Origin of the sequence: Solidesulfovibrio carbinolicus, assembly GCF_004135975.1 — a bacterium.
GTDB classification, from domain to species: domain Bacteria; phylum Desulfobacterota; class Desulfovibrionia; order Desulfovibrionales; family Desulfovibrionaceae; genus Solidesulfovibrio; species Solidesulfovibrio carbinolicus.
In genome coordinates, this window is sequence record NZ_CP026538.1 from 3,619,535 (window position 1) to 3,635,870 (window position 16,336).

The window sequence follows — 16,336 nt, forward strand, 5'->3', positions numbered from 1 at the left end:
ATGTACGTCGGTCTCAAGATGCTCAAGGACTTCAAAAAAGTCACGCCGCAAACGCCGGTTCTTGACGCGGACAAACTGCTTACAGGCAGCGATTTCTGGATGCTTCTTGTCGTTGACGACGACAGGAAGCTGCTCGGCTACGTGCGCAAGGAAGACATCGCCCTGGCCCTGCCCTCCATCATGACCACCCTGGAAAAGCACGAGGCGCTCTACCTCCTGTCCAAGCTCACCGTGCAAAAAATCATGCGCAAGGACATCATCGCCGTGCATCCGGAAATGGAGATCGAGCAGGCCGCCGAAATCATGCACCAAAAAAATCTGGCCGGACTGGCCGTGGTGGGCGACCAGCAAAAGCTCGTGGGCTACATCACCCGCTCGGTCATGCTTGACGTGCTGGTCGAGGAAATGGGGCTGAAGCAAGGCGGTTCGCGCATTGTCTTCGAGGTGGAAGACCGCACCGGCGTCCTTCATGAAGTCTCCGGCATCATCAACGATCTTGGCGTCAGCATCATCGCCACCGGCACCTTTTATCACAACGACCGGCGCATGGTGGTCATCCGGCTGGCAGTGGACGATCCGTATCTGGTGGCCGGGGCCATCGAGCGCAAGGGCTACCGGCTGGTGTCCGCCGCCGACTTTGAAGAGGAGTGGACGAGCTGATGGCCTTTTTGGAAATCGATAACGTCACCCTGACCTTTCGGGGCATCGCCGCCCTGACCGGTGTGAGCTTCACCGTGGAAAAAGGCGGCATCGTCTCGCTCATTGGCCCCAACGGCGCCGGCAAGACCAGCATGCTCAACTGCATAAGCGGCCGCTACACCCCGGACTCCGGGAGGATCAGCCTGGGCGGGCGCGATCTGCTGGCCGTGCCGGCCCACGCCCGCACCAGCCTTGGCCTGTCGCGCACCTTTCAAAATATCGCGCTGTTTAAGGGCCTTTCGGTGCTCGATAATCTCATGGTCGGCCGCCACGCCCGCATGGACTACGGTCTGCTGGCCTCCATCCTCTATTTCGGGCCGGCCCGACGGGCCGAGGACGCCCACCGCCGCCGGGTGGAGGACGTCATCGATTTCCTGCGGCTTTCGCCCTACCGCCACCATCCGGCCGGCAAGCTGCCCTACGGCGTGCAAAAACGGGTGGAACTCGGCCGGGCCATGGCTGCCGAATCCGACCTCATTTTGCTGGATGAACCCATGGCCGGCATGAATCTTGAGGAAACCGAGGACATGGCCCGCTATATTCTCGATATCAATGAAGAATGGGGCATGACCGTGCTGCTCGTCGAGCACGACATGGGCGTGGTCATGGACATCTCCAGCAAGGTGGTGGTCCTGGATTTCGGCCGGGTGCTGGCCGAAGGCCCGCCCGAAGCGGTCATGGCCGATCCGGCCGTGGTGGCCGCCTACCTCGGCGGCGAAGACGCGGTGTTTCTGGGACGCTAGTGTCGCGTCCTCGAAAAGAACACAGCATGTTTCGTCGGCAACATGCTAAAACCATGCATTTTCTTAAAAAAATACTCTCGTATTGTTTAAGGGACGCGACACGAGGCGTCCGGCAACCGATAACCGATACGCGGATGTGACAATGGGCGACGCCCGAAAAATCTACGACGACACCCTGCCCGGCCTGCTGCTGCGGCGCGCCCGCGCCCATGGCGCAAAGACCGCCCTGCGCGAAAAACAGTGGGGCGTGTGGCAGCGCTTTTCCTGGAGCGACTACCTCACCGCCGCGGCCGAATTTGCCGGCGGCCTCAAAAAATACGGCCTGGGCCGGGGCGACATCGTCATCCTCATTGGCGACAACCGACCCGAGTGGCTCTTTGCCGAACTGGCAATCCAGGCCCTTGGCGGCATTGCCCTGGGCCTGTACCAGGACGCCCCGGCCGAGGAGATCGCCCACATCTTCAAACTGTCCGAAGCAAGGCTGGTCGTCGCCGAAGACCAGGAGCAGGTGGACAAGATCCTGGGCCTTCGCCCCGAGCTGCCGCATCTGGCCCACATCGTCTACCACGATGCCAAGGGCCTGGCCGGCCTGGACGAACCCGGACTGGTCAGCTTTGAGGCCGTGCGCAACCTTGGCCGCGAACTGGCCGGCGAGTTTGAAGCCTGGACCCAGGCCCTTTCCCCGGATGATCCCTGCCTCATTGCCACCACCTCCGGCACCACCGGCCGGCCCAAGCTGGCCCTGCTCTCACACAAAAACCTCCTGGCCATGGCCCACAACCTGGGGCTGGTGGACGCCAAGCGCGACACCGACGAGTTCGTCTCCTTCCTGCCCCTGGCCTGGATGGGCGAGCAGATGATGGCCGCCGCCTCGGCGCTCCTTTTCGGCTTCACCGTCAATTTCCCCGAAGACCCGGACACGGTGCAGGAAAACATCCGGGAGATCGGTCCCCACGTCATCTTCTCCCCTCCGCGCGTCTGGGAGAATCTGGCCGCCCGGGTCCGGGTCAAGATCATGGAGACCACGCCGCTCAAACGCTTTCTCTACGAAAAGCTCCTGCCCATCGGCATCCGCTACGCCGATGCCCGCTTTGCCGGCCGCAAGCCGGGCCTGCCCCTGCGTCTGGCCTATTTCCTCGCCTGGGTCTGCCTGTTCCGGGCGCTCAAAGACCGGCTCGGTTTTTCCAACGTCCGTTCGGCCAGCACCGGCGGCGCGGCCCTTGGTCCCGACGCCTTCCGCTTTTTCCACGCCATGGGCGTCAATCTTAAGCAGATATACGGCCAGACCGAAATCGCCGGCATCTCCTGCATCCACCGCGACGGGGCCGTGGATTTCACTTCGGTGGGCCAGCCCATCCCGGACACCGAGCTGACCATTGCCGCAGACGGCGAGATTCTGTCCAAAAGCCCGTCGGTCTTTCTCGGCTATTACAAAAACCCCGAGGCCACGGCCGAAACCCTCACCGACGACGGCCGGTTGCGTTCGGGCGATGCCGGCTATTTCGACGACGCCGGCCGGCTGGTGGTCATCGACCGGGTCAAGGACGTCATGACCCTGGCCGACGGCTTCAAGTTCTCGCCCCAGTTCATGGAGAACAAGCTCAAGTTCTCGCCCTACGTCAAAGAAGCCGTGGTCCTCGGCCACACCCGCGACCATCTGGCCGCCATCGTCTGCATCGACGCCGAGATCGTCGGCCGCTGGGCCGAGTCCAAGGGCCTCACCTATACCACCTACCAGGATCTTGCCGCCAAGGCCGAGGTCTACGGGCTGGTGCAGGGCGAGATCGCCGGCATAAACGCCGGGTTGGCTCCCAAGATGCGGGTGCGCCGCTTCGCTTTGCTGTTTAAGGAACTCGACGCCGACGACGGCGAACTGACCCGCACCCGCAAGGTGCGCCGCAAAGTGGTCGGCGAGCGCTATGCCGGCCTCATCGAGGCGCTCTACTCCGACGCCTGCAGCCTCAATCTGCGGGCCGAGATCACCTACCAGGACGCCAGCGTCCGGGAGATGTGCGGCGAACTGCGTCTGGAAAACGTGGCCGAGACGGCCGGTCCCGGCTGATTCGCCGCTGTTGCGAAGAATTTGGCCGCCGCCTGCGGCCAGGGCATGAGGAGAGAGCGTGGACTATTATCTGCAACTGCTTGTTTCGGGGCTGGTCATCGGCAGCATCTACAGCCTCGTGGCCCTGGGTTTTGTCATCATCTACAAGGCCACCAAGGTGGTCAATTTCGCCCAGGGCGAACTGGTCATGGTCGGGGCCTACATCTGTTTTTCGCTGACCGTCCAGGCCAAGCTGCCCTTTCTGGCGGCCTTTTTCCTGACGCTCGCCTTCTCGTTCATTCTCGGCATCGCCATCGAACGGCTCATCCTGCGGCCCATGATCGGCGAACCCATCATCAGCGTCGTCATGGTCACCATCGGCCTGTCCTCGGTACTCAAATCCCTGGTCCAGCTGTTCTGGGGCACGCAGATCCAGGTCTTTCCGCCGGTGCTGCCCCAGGAGCCGGTGATGATCGCCGGGCTGCCCGTGGCCCCGGTCTATCTGGCCGCCTTTGCCCTCTCCATCATCCTCTTCCTCATCTTCTCGGCCTTTTTCAAATACTCGCGCCTGGGCATCGCCATGCGGGCCACGGCCTTTGACCAGCAGGCCGCCGCCAGCATGGGCATCGGGATTAAAAACATCTTCGCCCTGTCCTGGTGCATCGCCGCCATGGTCTCCTCCATCGGCGGGATCATCCTCGGCAACATCAACGGCATAAACGCCCAGCTTGGGCATTTGGGCCTCAAGGTCTTCCCGGCCGTGATCCTCGGCGGCCTGGACAGCCTGCTCGGCGCGGCCCTGGGCGGCCTTATCATCGGCGTCCTGGAAAACGTCTGCGATGGCGCGGCCAAGGAGTTTCTCGGCCTTGGGGGCTTCAAGGACGTGGCCGCTTTTCTCTTCCTCGTCGTCATTCTCATGATCAAACCCTACGGGCTCTTCGGCGCCCGGGAAATCGAGCGGGTGTAGCCCATGCACGGACAATGCGGACTGTTTTTCCGAACCTATGCCGGCGAGGCCCAGCTTTTCCCCGGCCGGTTCTTGAAAATTTCCATGCTCCTTTTTTTTGCGGCCCTGTGCCTGGCACCCTGGGCCATGAACAAGTACCTCGTCTCGATCCTGTGCCTGATCAATATTTCCGTCATCGGCGCGGTGTCGCTCAACCTGCTCACCGGTTCCTGCGGCCAGATCTCCCTGGGCCACGGAGCCTTTTTCGGGGTCGGGGCCTACTCGGCCGCCTATCTGGCCAACCTGGGCCTGCCCTTTCTGCTGGTTCTGCCCGGGGCCGGGGCCATCACGGCGCTGACCGGCATGGTCTTCGGCCTGCCCTCCCTGCGCCTGAAAGGCATCTATCTGGCCATCGCCACCCTGGCCGCCCAGCTCATCCTCGAATACGTCTTTCTCCACTGGGACGCCGTCACCGGCGGCTCCGGCGGCATGGCCCTTGATCCGCCGTCCATCTTCGGTTTCGCCTTTGATTCCGACCTCAAGATGTTCTACCTGACCCTGGCCGTGGCCGCCTTGTGCGTCCTTTGCGTGCGAAACGTCATGCGCACCTGCCTGGGCCGGGCCTTTGTGGCCATCCGCGACTACCACCTCTCGGCCGAGATCGTCGGTGTGGACCTTTTCGCCTACAAGCTGCGGGCCTTTGGCCTCAGTTCCTTTCTGGCCGGTGTGGGCGGGGCGCTGTGGGGCTCCTACACCATGTACATCACCCCGGAACAGTTCGGCATAGGGCTGTCGGTCAGCTATCTGGCCATGATCATCATCGGGGGCCTGGGCAGCGTCATCGGCGGCGTTTTCGGCGCAGTCTTTATTACCATCCTGCCGGAACTGCTCAATTTCATCGCCCAACATGCCGGCGCGGCCTTCACGGATTTAAGCGGCGCGCTGCTGGCCATGAAGGAAGGCGTCTTTGGCCTGGTCCTGGTCCTGTTTCTCATCTTTGAACCCGAAGGGCTGGCCAACCGCTGGCGGCTCGTCAAATCCTATTGGAAGCTCTATCCCTTTGCCCATTAGCCCTGCGCCGCAAGGCGGCGGACTGTCGGGGCGCGGCGCAAGCCGTCAGGCCAGGGGATTACCGGACATCCCGGCGGACAAAGCCGGGACGCAACACGCAACCGTGGGGGGAAACATGAAACGACTGGCAAAACTGCTCACCCTGGCCCTGGCCTGGACCCTGGCTGTGCCCGGTGTCGTGCGCGCCGAGGAGACCGTCAACATCGGCCTGCTCTCCGACCTGTCCGGCCCGACCTCGGCCGTGGGCGTGCCCTACTCCGAGGGCATCAAGGATGCGGCCAAATATTTAAATGAAAACGGCGGTATCGCCGGCAAGCCCATAAAGCTCATCGAGGTGGACTACGCCTACAACGCCCAGCAGGCCCTGTCTGCGTATAAGCGCTTCACCTCCCAGGACAAGATCGTGGCCCTGCAGGGCTGGGGCACCCAGGACACCGAAGCCCTGACCAAGTTCGTGGGCAAGGACCAGATCCCGACCCTGTCCGCCTCCTACTCCGCCCACCTCACCGATCCGGCCAAGGCCCCGTACAACTTCTTCGTGGCCGCCGACTATTCCACCCAGATTCGTGGAGCGCTCAAATACTTCAAAGGCAACTGGAAAGAAGCCCGCGCCCCCAAGGTGGCCTTTGTCTACCCCGACCATCCCTACGGGTTGGTGCCCATTCCGGCGGCCAAGGACTATGCCAAGGAACTGGGCTTTGAGCTCGTGGGTGATGAGACCGTGGCCCTGGGCGCCATGGACGCCATGGCCCAGATGCTGCGCCTGCAAAAGCTGGCCCCGGACTACGTCTGGATCGGCGGCACCACGCCGTCGGCCGCCGTCATCATGAAGGACGCCCAGAAACTCGGCTTTAAAACCACGTTTTTCTGCAACATCTGGGGCGTGGACGAGAGCCTGTTCAAGCTGGCCGGCGACGCCGCGGGTGGCGCCTATTCGCTCCAGACCGCCGTGGTCTACGGCCAGAAGGTTCCCGGCATGGCCGTCATTGAAAAGCTGACGGGCGGCACGCCCAAAATGACCCACTACATCCGGGGCTTTGCCTCCATGCTGGTCATGGCCGAAGGCCTGAAGATCGCCGCCGCCAAAGGCCCGCTTACCGGCCCGGCCATCAAGGACGCCTTGGAGACGCTGCGCGACTACAATCCCATGGGTCTGACCCCGCCCATCAGCTTCTTCCCCAACGACCACCGGCCCAACATGTCGGTCATCATCTACAAGGTCGAAGCCGGCAAGATGGTCGAAGTGGCTACGGAAACCCTGGAACGCAAGCCCGAATGGCTGGGGAAATAGACGCCGTGGATCTGCTCGCCGTTGAAAACCTCGAAGTCGTTTACAACGACGTGGCGCTGACCCTCAAAGGGCTGTCGCTTCGCGCCGGGCAGGGTCGGATCACGGCCCTGCTCGGGGCCAACGGGGCCGGGAAGTCCACCACCCTCAAAGCCATCTCCGGGCTTCTGGCCGGCGAGGACGGAGCCATTACCGACGGGCGCATCGTCTACGACGGCGCGCCCATAAGCCGGCTGGCCCCGGAACGCATCGTGCGCCTGGGCGTGTTCCAGGTCATGGAAGGACGACGGGTGTTCGAGGACATGAGCGTGGAGGACAACCTGCGCTGCGGCGGCGTCACCCGCCCGGCCAGGGAGTTTCGGGCCAGCGTGGAGCGCGTCTACGACTACTTCCCGCGCCTCAAGGAACGTCGCCTGCAACTGGCCGGCTACATGTCCGGCGGCGAGCAACAGATGCTGGCCATCGGCCGGGCGCTCATCGCCAAACCGCGCCTGCTGCTCCTCGACGAGCCTTCCCTGGGGCTGGCCCCGCTGCTCGTGGAGGAAATCTTTGACATCATCCGCCGGGTCAACCGCGACGAGGGCGTGACCATCCTTTTGGTCGAGCAAAACGCCCGGGCGGCGCTCGGTATCGCCGATGTCGGCTTTATCATGGAAAACGGCCGCATCGTCCTCGACGGCACGTCCCAGGAACTTTTAAACAACCCCGATGTCCAGGAATTCTATCTGGGCCTGTCCCACGGCGGCGAAAAACGCCGCTACCGGGACGTCAAACACTACCGCCGCCGCAAACGCTGGCTGGGGTAGGGGTAACAGAATACATAAGAAAAGACGCCTCCGGCGGCCGGGGGGGATAATCCCCCCCGGACCCCCTTGATGGAACGAGTTATCAGGGGGTTATGGCGTGAGCTGGCAAGTTGGCCGGTTGTGGACAGGACGGCGGAAACAGACCCAACGCAATTCGAGAAAGAGGCGAAATATGGACGCAGCAAAGCCCGCTTCCGGCTTTTATTCCCCCCTGGAGAGCATGGACCGCGAGGCCGTGGCGGCTCGCAAGTTCGACCGCCTGGGCCGGCTCCTGAGCCATGCCTTCGCGCACAGCGGGGAGTTTCGCAGCCGCCTGGAGGCCGCCGGTCTGGTTCCGTCCGACATCACGTCCTGGGACGATTTCGCCCGCATCCCGCCGCTTGGCAAAAAACAGCTCCTCGCCCTCCAGGACGGCGGGGCCGGACTGGCCCGCCTGCTCACCGGCGGCGTTGCCGGGCTGCGCCGCATCTACCAGTCGCCGGGACCGCTTTTTGATCCCGAAGGACCGGGACCGGACTATTGGGGCTGGGCCGAGGCCTTTTACGCCGCCGGCTTTGCCCGGGGCGATCTGGTCCAGATGACGTTTAGCTATCACCTGACCCCGGCCGGCCTCATGCTGGAGGAACCGCTGCTGGAACTCGGATGCGCCGTCATCCCGGCCGGACCGGGCAACACCGACGTCCAGATCGACCTCATGACCCGCCTGCCAGTGACCGGGTTCGTCGGCATGACCAGCTACCTCGACGTCATCGCCGACAAGGCCCGGGAGCGGGGCCTCGACCTGCATCGGGATTTCCGGCTGCGCACGGCCTTTGTGGCGGCCGAGCGTCTGCCCGAGAGCCTGCGCCAGAAAGTCCAGGACGCCTTTGCCATGACCATCCTCCAAGGCTACGGCACGGCCGACGTGGGCTGCATCGCCTACGAATGCTCGGAACTCACCGGCATGCACGTCAGTTCCCGGGGCATCCTGGAAATCTGCGAACCAGGCACCGGCCGGCCCCTGCCAGCCGGCGAAATCGGTGAAGTGGTCTTTACGCCCTTTGTTAACGCCTACCCGCTCATCCGCCTGGCCACGGGCGATCTCTCCAAGCTTGCTGACGCGCCCTGCCCCTGCGGGCGCACCGCACCGCGCCTGACCGGCATCCTCGGCCGGGCCGACGATACGGCCAAGGTCAAAGGACAGTTCATTTATCCGGCCCAGGCCGCCGAAGTCGCCGCCGGCTTCCCGGCCATCGCCGCGTGGCAGATCGTTGTGCAAAATCCCGACGGCAAGGATGCCATCGAAGTGCGCCTGTGCTGCAGCGCCCCCCTGGACACAGGCGCTTTCGCGGCCCGGTTCCAGGAACGGCTCAAGCTGCGCCCCCAGGTGACGGTGCTGCCCGCGGGTGAAACCATCAGACCCGACGCGCCCAGACTCATCGATCTGCGCCGTTTCGACTAGCCTCAGGGCTGGCAGGCAGACCCAAACAAGGCCGATGGGAATAATGGAGACAGCCAGGGACATCATCCCGCGCAGGCCGCCCCCCTGAGTTTCGTGAATTGGAGCCGCCCCGGCTCCGCATTTCCCTAGAATCCCAGGCCAAAAGATTATCCAGGCAGGTTATCCAACAGAAAAAGGGGTCAGATCTTTCGATCTGACCCTTTGAAATCTCTGGTCGGGATGAGAGGATTTGAACCTCCGCCCCCCTGAACCCCATGGGCCGGGCACCTGATCTGAATTCTGAAATCATTGGATATTTTTTTGAAAATGATAACTTTTTTCCGACATACCTGCTTGGCGACGAAGGGGAACGGTTCTCCAGATGTTATCCAGATTGCAGCGGCGGCCCCGGGAAAAATATCCCCCTGTTCTAGGTCAAAACGCCCTCTCCCCTCTCCTCGCCTTGGATAACATCCAAAAATCTATTACAGCCGATCTCCTTGACCAACAGTCCCCCAAAGGGGATAAGTCAAGTACCTCTCTCGCCGCTCATACTTACAAACCAAGGGGGACTTCATCCATGTCTGCCAAAGTAAAAATTTACACCCTCTCAACTTGCTCACACTGCACCCAAGCCAAAGACTTTCTCGACGAACGCAATGTCGCCTATGACCCCGTCAGCGTGGACTTCATGTCCGGCGACGAGCGAACCCAGGTTCTCGACACACTCCGCAAGCTCAACCCGGCAATCACGTTCCCGACCATCGTCATCGGCGAAAAGGTTATCGTGGGATTTCGCCGCGAAGAAATTGAAGCTGCCCTCAAGGAAGCCGACATCGAGACGGAAGTCAAAGCTCCGACTTGGCAACAGCCCTGAAAGAGACTGAATAAACCTCCGCACAACCGGCCAGAACCGGAGGTGTCATCATTGCTCTTGAGGGGTAACAGTCCATATCCGTTTCAATGGGGGCTCAGTCTTCAAATCTTCATCGAATTTTTCGTACGTCAAGAACAACTGCTCAAGTAATTCCTTCTGCGACCAAAGCCTTACTCGGAAGAAACTTGCCGCCTGTTCTCGCCTCGAAGCAGCCGGAGCACGGCCTGAGTCTTGTGAGGCGCCCAGAATCGCTTGAGTGCTTCTCCCTCTCTCAGCATACGGCACATCCCGAGCGGCAGAGTCATACCGCCAAGTTGGTGTCCAAGAAAACCCTAGGCCAATCCACTAGTGAAAATTGACAGACTGCGCCGTCTGTGCGATATTGTAAAAAAATAGTGTATCTTAGATGATGCAATCCAGACCGGGAGGGGCGATGCCGGCTCGGAATCACGGACGTGCCTGGTGCTTGGGGGTGCGGTGTCTGGCCTGGGGGCTGGCCGTGCTGCTCGGCTTGGCCGCAGTTGCCCATGCGGCGGATATCATGTCTCCCGAGGAGCGAGCCGCCCTGGCCGAGCTCAAGCAGATCCGCCTCGTCTACGACTGGAAATACCCGCCGTTTGAGTTCCTGGGCGAGGACGGCCGTTTCTCGGGGCTAGCCGCCGATTTCATCAAGGAGATTGAGAACAGCTTGGGCGTCGCCATCCGGGCCGAAGCCGAGCGAGATTGGCCGGCGTTGCTGGAAAGCCTCAAGGAGCGTCGGGCCGACATGGCCCCGGCCATGGCTTACACCGCCGAGCGCGCTCAGTATCTGCTGTTTACCGACCCCTACGTGCATCTGCCCACTGTGGTGTTCACCCAGAAGCATTTTAAGCACATTGACGGACTAGCCGATCTGCGCGGCCTGCGGGTGGGCGTGGTCAACGGCTATGTCTCCCACGCCTTTCTCAAGAGCAATTATCCGGACACGTTTACCATTGTGCCGGTGAACAACATCCAGGAAGGCCTGCGCCAAACCGCATTCGGCGATCTCGACGCTTTTGTGGAGAACGTGGGCGTGGCCTCGTATTACATCGAGCAGGAAGGCCTGCGCAATCTGCGGGTGGCCGCCACCACCGAGCACGAGACGGCCTTGTCCATGGCCGTGCGCAGCGACCGACCGTTACTGTTCTCCGCCATCCAGAAGGCCCTGGCCAACATTCCCCAGGAGCGTCGACGCGCCTTGCTTGACAAATGGGTCCATCCCCAGGAGCGCCAGATACGCACCCTGACCTGGCTGTTATACGCAGCCATCGGGCTGCTCTCGGTCACTGTGGCGTTGCTTGGCGTCCTGCTTTACCGCTCCCTGGCCTTGCGGCGGGCCTACCAAAACAAGGCCCAGGAACTGGCGGCCGAACTGGAACGCAGCCTGACGTTCCAGCAGGCTCTGCGGGCCAGCGAGGAAAAATACCGGGCCATCTTCGATCATGCCCCCATCGGAATCTTCCGCTGCACCTATGGCGACGGCCTGCAGGAGGTCAACGCCGCCCTCGCCCGCATGCACGGCTTCTCCAGCCCCGAGGCCATGCTCGGCGGTCTCGAACATCTGCCGCTTAACAGCTATCTGCGTCCCCAAGGATCACGGGATATCCGCAGCGCTCTGGCCGTCTCGCCCCAGGGGCTGCGCTTGGAAGCGCTCCTGGGACGTAGGGACGGACAAGCGTTTCCGGCCATCATCAACGCTTCCCTCCAGTACGACGCCGCAGGCGAACCGGCCAGCATTAACGGCCTTGTCGAGGACGTGGCCGAGCGACGGCAGGCCGAAGAGGCTCTGCGCGAAAGCGAAGCCCGGTACCGTTCCGTCATTGAGAACATCCAGGACATGTACTACCGCACCGACCGCGAAGGCCGGCTGGTAATGCTCAGCCCCTCCACGCCGCGCCAGCTCGGCTACGACTCGGTCGATGAGCTGCTTGGCCGGCCGGCCGCAGATTTCTGGATGGAACCTGACAAACGCCACGCCCTTTTGGAGCGCATCGCGGTCGAGGGCCGGGTCCTGGACTACGAAGTCACTCTTAAGGACAAAAGCGGAGGGCCGGTGCTGGTTTCAACCACCAGCGCTTATTACCGCGACGGAGAGGGGCGGGTGCTTGGCGTGGAGGGCATTTTCCGGGACATCACTGGGCGCAAGCAGCTGGAGATGCAACTGGCCGACCAACTGGCCTTCCAACAGGCGCTCCTGGACACCATCCCCTACGCGGTCTTTTACAAGGGCACGGACTGCCGATTCTTGGGCTTTAACAAGGCCTATGAAGACTGGTTCGGGGTGCGCCGTCAGGATCTCATTGGCAAGACGGTGCTGGATCTGGACTATCTGCCCGCCGAGGACCGGGCTGCCTATCAGGCCGAGGATGAGGCCGTTATTGCCGGGGCCGAGCCGGTGCACAAGGAAATGTCCATCCCCCTGGCCGACGGCGCGGTGCACCAGACCCTGTATTCGGTCACCGGATTTCGCCTGTCCGGCGGCGCTTCAGGCGGGCTGATCGGCGTCATCGTGGACATCACCGAGCACAAAAAGATGCAGGAGCTGATGATCCAAACCGAGAAGATGATGAGCGTGGGCGGGCTGGCCGCAGGTATGGCCCACGAACTCAACAACCCCCTAGGCATCATCTTGCAGTCGGTGCAGAATATGGAGCGCCGGTTATCGCCTGCCCTGCCGGGCAATCTGGAAGTGGCCCGGCGGCTCGGCTTGGAAATGGATTCCATTGCCGCCTACATGCGCGCCCGCAACATCGACGAATACCTACGCGGTATCCAGGAGGCCGGCGACCGGGCCGCCCGGATCATCCGCACCATGCTCGATTTCAGCCGCAGCAGCCAATCCCTGCGCGCTTCATGCAACGTCAACGCCCTCCTCGATATGGCCGTGGATCTGGCCGCCAATGATTATGATCTCAAAAAACGCTATGACTTCAAAGGCATCCGCATCGAACGCGATTACGATCCGACCCTGCCGCCGGTGGAGTGCATGGAGACGGAGATCGTCCAGGTGCTGCTCAATATCATCAAGAACGCGGCTCAGGCCATGGCGGACCGGGGCCAGCGGCCCGACCCGCCCACCCTGCGTCTGATCACCCGCCACGACCCCGACGCCGCCCGCATCGAGATACGGGACAATGGACCGGGCATGGACGAGGCCACCCGCCGACGCGTGTTCGAACCGTTTTTTACCACCAAGCCCCAGGGCGAAGGGACGGGCCTTGGCCTGTCTGTGGGTTTTTTCATCATCGCCCAGAAGCACAAGGGAAGAATCTCCGTGGCGTCGCGTCTCGGTCAGGGAACCGCGTTTGCCGTCGAGATTCCCCTGGGAGATGCCCAAACATGACTTCCGAACGCATCCGCGTGCTGATTATCGACGACGAGGCCCTGTTGGGCTTGGCCGCCCAGGATTACCTGGAAGACGAAGGGCGCTTCGAGGCGTTCGTGGCGCAGGATGCCGAGTCCGGCCTGGACCTTCTGCGGCGTCAGGCCATTGACGTATGTCTGGTGGACCTGCGTTTGCCGGGTTCAAACGGCATTGAGTTTATGCTCCAGGCTCAGGACCTGTACCCGGCCCTGCGCTTTCTCGTCCATACCGGCTCCCCCGAGGAGCAGTTCCCCAAGGCGATCATGCAGGACATCCCCGGCTTCCGGGGCGTGCTCTACAAGCCCGTGGCCGACATGGAGGTGATCGTCCGTGCCCTTGACAATGCCCTTCGCTAAGGCCCTGGGCCTGCCTCCCGGGCAGGCGGTGCGGGTGCTGGTCATTGACGACGAGGCCATGCTGCGCCGCACCCTGGCCGATTATCTGGAAGACATGGGCTGCCGGACCGCCCTGGCCGCCAACGGGGCCGAAGGGCTCGAGGTCCTGGAGCGCTTCGCCCCGGACGTGGTTCTGGTGGACCTCAACATGCCGGTCATGGACGGCTATGGCTTTATCGAGCGGATTCGGGCCAGCGCCCCTGAACTGCCCCTGATCGTGGTCTCCGGCGTCGGAACCGTGGACAAGGCCGTTGAGGCCATCCGGCTGGGAGCCTGGGACTACATCACCAAACCGGTGTCGCGCTTTGCCGTGGTGGAGCACGCCCTGTCCCGGGTCCTGGAGCGCGCACGACTCCTGCGGGAAAACCGCAACTACCAGCACAACCTGGAAGCCCTGGTGGACGCGCGCACGGCCGAACTGCGCGACACCCGCCGCCAGATTCTCTACAGCCTGGGCAAGGCGGCGGAATACCGCGACAACGAGACCGGCCACCACGTCATCCGGGTGGGCGAGATGTGCGCCGCCCTTGGCCGTTGCCTGGGCCTGGACCCGGCCCGGGTGGAGATGCTGCGCGAGGCCGCCCCCCTACACGACATAGGCAAGATCGGCGTGCCCGACCACATCCTGCTCAAGCCCGGTCCGCTCACCCCGGAGGAATGGGTCGTTATGCAGCGCCACTGCGAATACGGCTGCATGATCCTCAGCCAGCCCCTGGCCGAGGGCCAGCCCGAGGCCATGGTCTGCACCACCGCAGATCCCATGGCCGCCCTCGGCGCGAAACAGCAACTCATGCCCCTGGCCCAGACCATCGCCCTATCCCACCACGAACGCTGGGACGGGACCGGCTATCCCAAGGGGCTGCTCGGGGAGTCCATTGCCCTGGAAGCCCGCATCGTCTCGGTGGTGGACGTCTACGACGCCGTTGGCAACCATCGCCCCTATAAGGCCGCCTTTCCCGAGGATGCCTGCCAACGCATCATACGCCAGGGCGCAGGCACGGCCTTTGATCCGGCCGTGGTGGAGGCCTTTTTCGCCGAACTCAAGACCATCCTGTACTACAAGGACCGCTGGCGTGATGTGCTCGCCCACGGGCCAGCGAATTTCTGAATTCAGGCAACTTTTGACGAGCCAAGCTTTCGTTCACCTGGGTTTCTCGCCTGGAGAAGCGTTTCAATTCTATTGAAGCCATGCAGACATCCTGCTCGGCGGACTACCGGCGCTGGTGAAGTGGCGCATGTGCGGCTCTGTTACAGCCGAATGTGTTATAAGAACACTGTTCAAACAATTCCTTCTGTGACCAAAGTCTTACTCGAAAAAAGCTCGCGGCCAATTCCTTTTGTACATTTGGCTTGAAACCTCCCCAAGAAACGAAGAGTCCTTCTGTAGCTCCGAACTTGGTGACGGCTCCCAGCAACTTGTCGACGGTCGGACGGTCGGTAGGCGTCAAGCCTGACTTCACCTCGACGCAAAGCCGTGGCTGTCCAAATCCATACGGTGTATTCTATCCCTATTTTATTTTCATACTCCGACGAAAACGCACAACTGCTGCTGAAGCTTTAGTGGCAAGTTCGCAGGCCAAGGTTTTTGACGCCAGAAAAGAACCCGTCTCGGCCAGTTTGTTGGAAGGCGAGCCGCCGCCGCAGAGCATGAAGTCCTTGCACAAAGCACGGCAGTTAAGGATCCCCTGCCGTATTTCCTGCCAAATGCGCAAAAAACGATCGTTCCACCTGATGTCCCGCACATGATCAAGATGCACATTGCCTAATATCAAGCTGCCGTGAACAGGGTGCGTCATACTGTTGAGTTCCGGCGAAAACGTCGACAAACCGCCCTGGGCATTGACTGTGACGTGATGCCACGGCAGGCAGGTCCCTGAGGCGCGGGGACGCTCGTCGTCCAGAGCGTCCTCGATCTCCTGGAGTTCCCGAATGACCATGTCGCTGCCCCGGCTGTCCGTTTGCTGCGCGAATTCCTGCAGAAAGGCGGCGAAGTCTTCAGCTCTGCCGGCGGCATCGGTGGCAAGGGACGTCGTGCGGTTTTCGCCCTCAATTTCCTCAGGGTTGAAGGATAGCCGCCGCAGTCCGTGGTCATAGAAAAAATCGGCCAGTTCTTTCCCGTAGTCCAACGTGCCCGCCGTTACGACGCAGAGTATCGCGGGCACCAAGCCTGCGTCGTGCAGTCGCGCGATGCCGTTCAGGGCGCGGTCGAAACTGCCCCGCCCTGAGGCAAAACGTCGATTGGCGTCGTGGAGGGCGGCGAAACCGTCGAGGCTCACGCCGACAGCCACATCATGGTCCCGCAGAAATGCGGCCCAATCTCGGTCGAGCAAGGTGGCGTTCGTCTGTATGCTGTGGCGGATAGCCACGCCGGGTCCAAGTCGCCTGCGGATGGCGCTGAAAGCCTGCTCGAAAAAAAGGCGGCCTGCCAGCAAAGGCTCCCCCATGTGCCAGGATACCCGCAGTTCGCTGCCTATCAGACCGGCATCGGCGAGGTTGTCCACGGCCCGGCCGGCCGTCTCCACGGACATGGACGTCGTCGGCTGATCATGGGGCAAATAGCAATACCGGCAGCGCAGGTTGCAGGCCGTGGTTGGCTGCAGGGTGAGAAGAGCCGTTTTCAGTTTCATGGATTCGGGCCCTGTATCCTGCATGTCATGCGTCGTAT

At 62.2% G+C, this 16,336-nt stretch carries 13 protein-coding genes and 1 pseudogene; 12 read left to right on the forward strand and 2 right to left on the reverse strand.

Features of this window, described 5'->3' with window-relative positions:
- From C3Y92_RS16205 to C3Y92_RS16260, 12 genes are all read left to right on the forward strand, one after another.
- Positions 1-660 carry a CBS domain-containing protein gene (locus tag C3Y92_RS16205; protein ID WP_129354271.1) on the forward strand — a complete coding sequence of 220 codons (660 nt, stop codon included), beginning with the start codon at positions 1-3 and terminating at the stop codon, positions 658-660.
- Complete coding sequence (locus C3Y92_RS16210) at positions 660-1,442, forward strand: ABC transporter ATP-binding protein (protein WP_129354273.1); 783 nt, start codon at positions 660-662, stop codon at positions 1,440-1,442. Before C3Y92_RS16205 ends, C3Y92_RS16210 begins: the two co-directional genes overlap by 1 nt.
- Positions 1,443-1,584: 142 nt before the next feature.
- Entirely contained in the window at positions 1,585-3,504 is a 1,920-nt protein-coding gene (locus C3Y92_RS16215) for an AMP-binding protein (RefSeq protein ID WP_165352132.1), read from the forward strand.
- 58 nt (positions 3,505-3,562) lie between these two features.
- Positions 3,563-4,450 carry a branched-chain amino acid ABC transporter permease gene (locus C3Y92_RS16220; protein WP_129354277.1) on the forward strand — a complete coding sequence of 296 codons (888 nt, stop codon included), beginning with the start codon at positions 3,563-3,565 and terminating at the stop codon, positions 4,448-4,450.
- 3 nt (positions 4,451-4,453) lie between these two features.
- Positions 4,454-5,500 (forward strand): branched-chain amino acid ABC transporter permease, encoded by a 1,047-nt coding sequence (locus C3Y92_RS16225; RefSeq protein ID WP_129354279.1) that lies wholly within the window; start codon positions 4,454-4,456, stop codon positions 5,498-5,500.
- Positions 5,501-5,615: 115 nt separating this feature from the next.
- Positions 5,616-6,791: an ABC transporter substrate-binding protein gene (locus C3Y92_RS16230; protein WP_129354281.1), complete on the forward strand. Its 1,176-nt coding sequence runs from the start codon at positions 5,616-5,618 to the stop codon at positions 6,789-6,791.
- A complete protein-coding gene (locus C3Y92_RS16235) occupies positions 6,776-7,594 on the forward strand; it encodes an ABC transporter ATP-binding protein (RefSeq protein ID WP_129354283.1) in 819 nt (272 codons plus the stop codon). The genes C3Y92_RS16230 and C3Y92_RS16235 overlap by 16 nt, the downstream gene beginning before the upstream one ends.
- A gap of 172 nt (positions 7,595-7,766) precedes the next feature.
- Positions 7,767-9,035 carry a phenylacetate--CoA ligase family protein gene (locus C3Y92_RS16240; protein WP_129354285.1) on the forward strand — a complete coding sequence of 423 codons (1,269 nt, stop codon included), beginning with the start codon at positions 7,767-7,769 and terminating at the stop codon, positions 9,033-9,035.
- A 559-nt stretch (positions 9,036-9,594) separates the two neighbouring features.
- Entirely contained in the window at positions 9,595-9,891 is a 297-nt protein-coding gene (locus C3Y92_RS16245; RefSeq protein ID WP_129354287.1) for a glutaredoxin family protein, read from the forward strand.
- 433 nt (positions 9,892-10,324) lie between these two features.
- Positions 10,325-13,255, forward strand: coding sequence for a PAS domain S-box protein (locus C3Y92_RS16250; RefSeq protein WP_165352133.1), 2,931 nt, complete (start codon positions 10,325-10,327; stop codon positions 13,253-13,255).
- Positions 13,252-13,632, forward strand: a complete 381-nt coding sequence (locus C3Y92_RS16255) for a response regulator (protein WP_129354291.1) — start codon at positions 13,252-13,254, stop codon at positions 13,630-13,632. Before C3Y92_RS16250 ends, C3Y92_RS16255 begins: the two co-directional genes overlap by 4 nt.
- Positions 13,607-14,779 (forward strand): HD domain-containing phosphohydrolase, encoded by a 1,173-nt coding sequence (locus tag C3Y92_RS16260; RefSeq protein WP_328591051.1) that lies wholly within the window; start codon positions 13,607-13,609, stop codon positions 14,777-14,779. Before C3Y92_RS16255 ends, C3Y92_RS16260 begins: the two co-directional genes overlap by 26 nt.
- A 103-nt stretch (positions 14,780-14,882) precedes the next feature.
- On the opposite strand, the pseudogene C3Y92_RS21840 reads toward C3Y92_RS16260, so the two are convergent.
- Both C3Y92_RS21840 and grrM read right to left on the reverse strand, forming a co-directional pair.
- Positions 14,883-15,146 (reverse strand): annotated as a pseudogene (locus C3Y92_RS21840) (restriction endonuclease); the annotation flags it as partial.
- Between the two features lie 33 nt (positions 15,147-15,179).
- Positions 15,180-16,298, reverse strand: a complete 1,119-nt coding sequence (gene grrM, locus C3Y92_RS16270) for a cyclophane-forming radical SAM/SPASM peptide maturase GrrM/OscB (RefSeq protein ID WP_165352134.1) — start codon at positions 16,296-16,298, stop codon at positions 15,180-15,182.
- Positions 16,299-16,336: the final 38 nt, after the last annotated feature.

Excerpts from the sequence above, each read along its gene's own strand:
- C3Y92_RS16240 (WP_129354285.1), top strand. The coding sequence starts at position 7,767 with ATGGACGCAGCAAAGCCCGCTTCCGGCTTTTATTCCCCCCTGGAGAGC.
- C3Y92_RS16210 (WP_129354273.1), top strand. The coding sequence starts at position 660 with ATGGCCTTTTTGGAAATCGATAACGTCACCCTGACCTTTCGGGGCATC.
- C3Y92_RS16205 (WP_129354271.1), top strand. The coding sequence starts at position 1 with ATGTACGTCGGTCTCAAGATGCTCAAGGACTTCAAAAAAGTCACGCCG.
- C3Y92_RS16235 (WP_129354283.1), top strand. The coding sequence starts at position 6,776 with ATGGCTGGGGAAATAGACGCCGTGGATCTGCTCGCCGTTGAAAACCTC.
- C3Y92_RS16230 (WP_129354281.1), top strand. The coding sequence starts at position 5,616 with ATGAAACGACTGGCAAAACTGCTCACCCTGGCCCTGGCCTGGACCCTG.
- C3Y92_RS16215 (WP_165352132.1), top strand. The coding sequence starts at position 1,585 with ATGGGCGACGCCCGAAAAATCTACGACGACACCCTGCCCGGCCTGCTG.
- C3Y92_RS16255 (WP_129354291.1), top strand. The coding sequence starts at position 13,252 with ATGACTTCCGAACGCATCCGCGTGCTGATTATCGACGACGAGGCCCTG.
- C3Y92_RS16225 (WP_129354279.1), top strand. The coding sequence starts at position 4,454 with ATGCACGGACAATGCGGACTGTTTTTCCGAACCTATGCCGGCGAGGCC.
- C3Y92_RS16245 (WP_129354287.1), top strand. The coding sequence starts at position 9,595 with ATGTCTGCCAAAGTAAAAATTTACACCCTCTCAACTTGCTCACACTGC.
- grrM (WP_165352134.1), bottom strand. The coding sequence starts at position 16,298 with ATGAAACTGAAAACGGCTCTTCTCACCCTGCAGCCAACCACGGCCTGC.
- C3Y92_RS16250 (WP_165352133.1), top strand. The coding sequence starts at position 10,325 with ATGCCGGCTCGGAATCACGGACGTGCCTGGTGCTTGGGGGTGCGGTGT.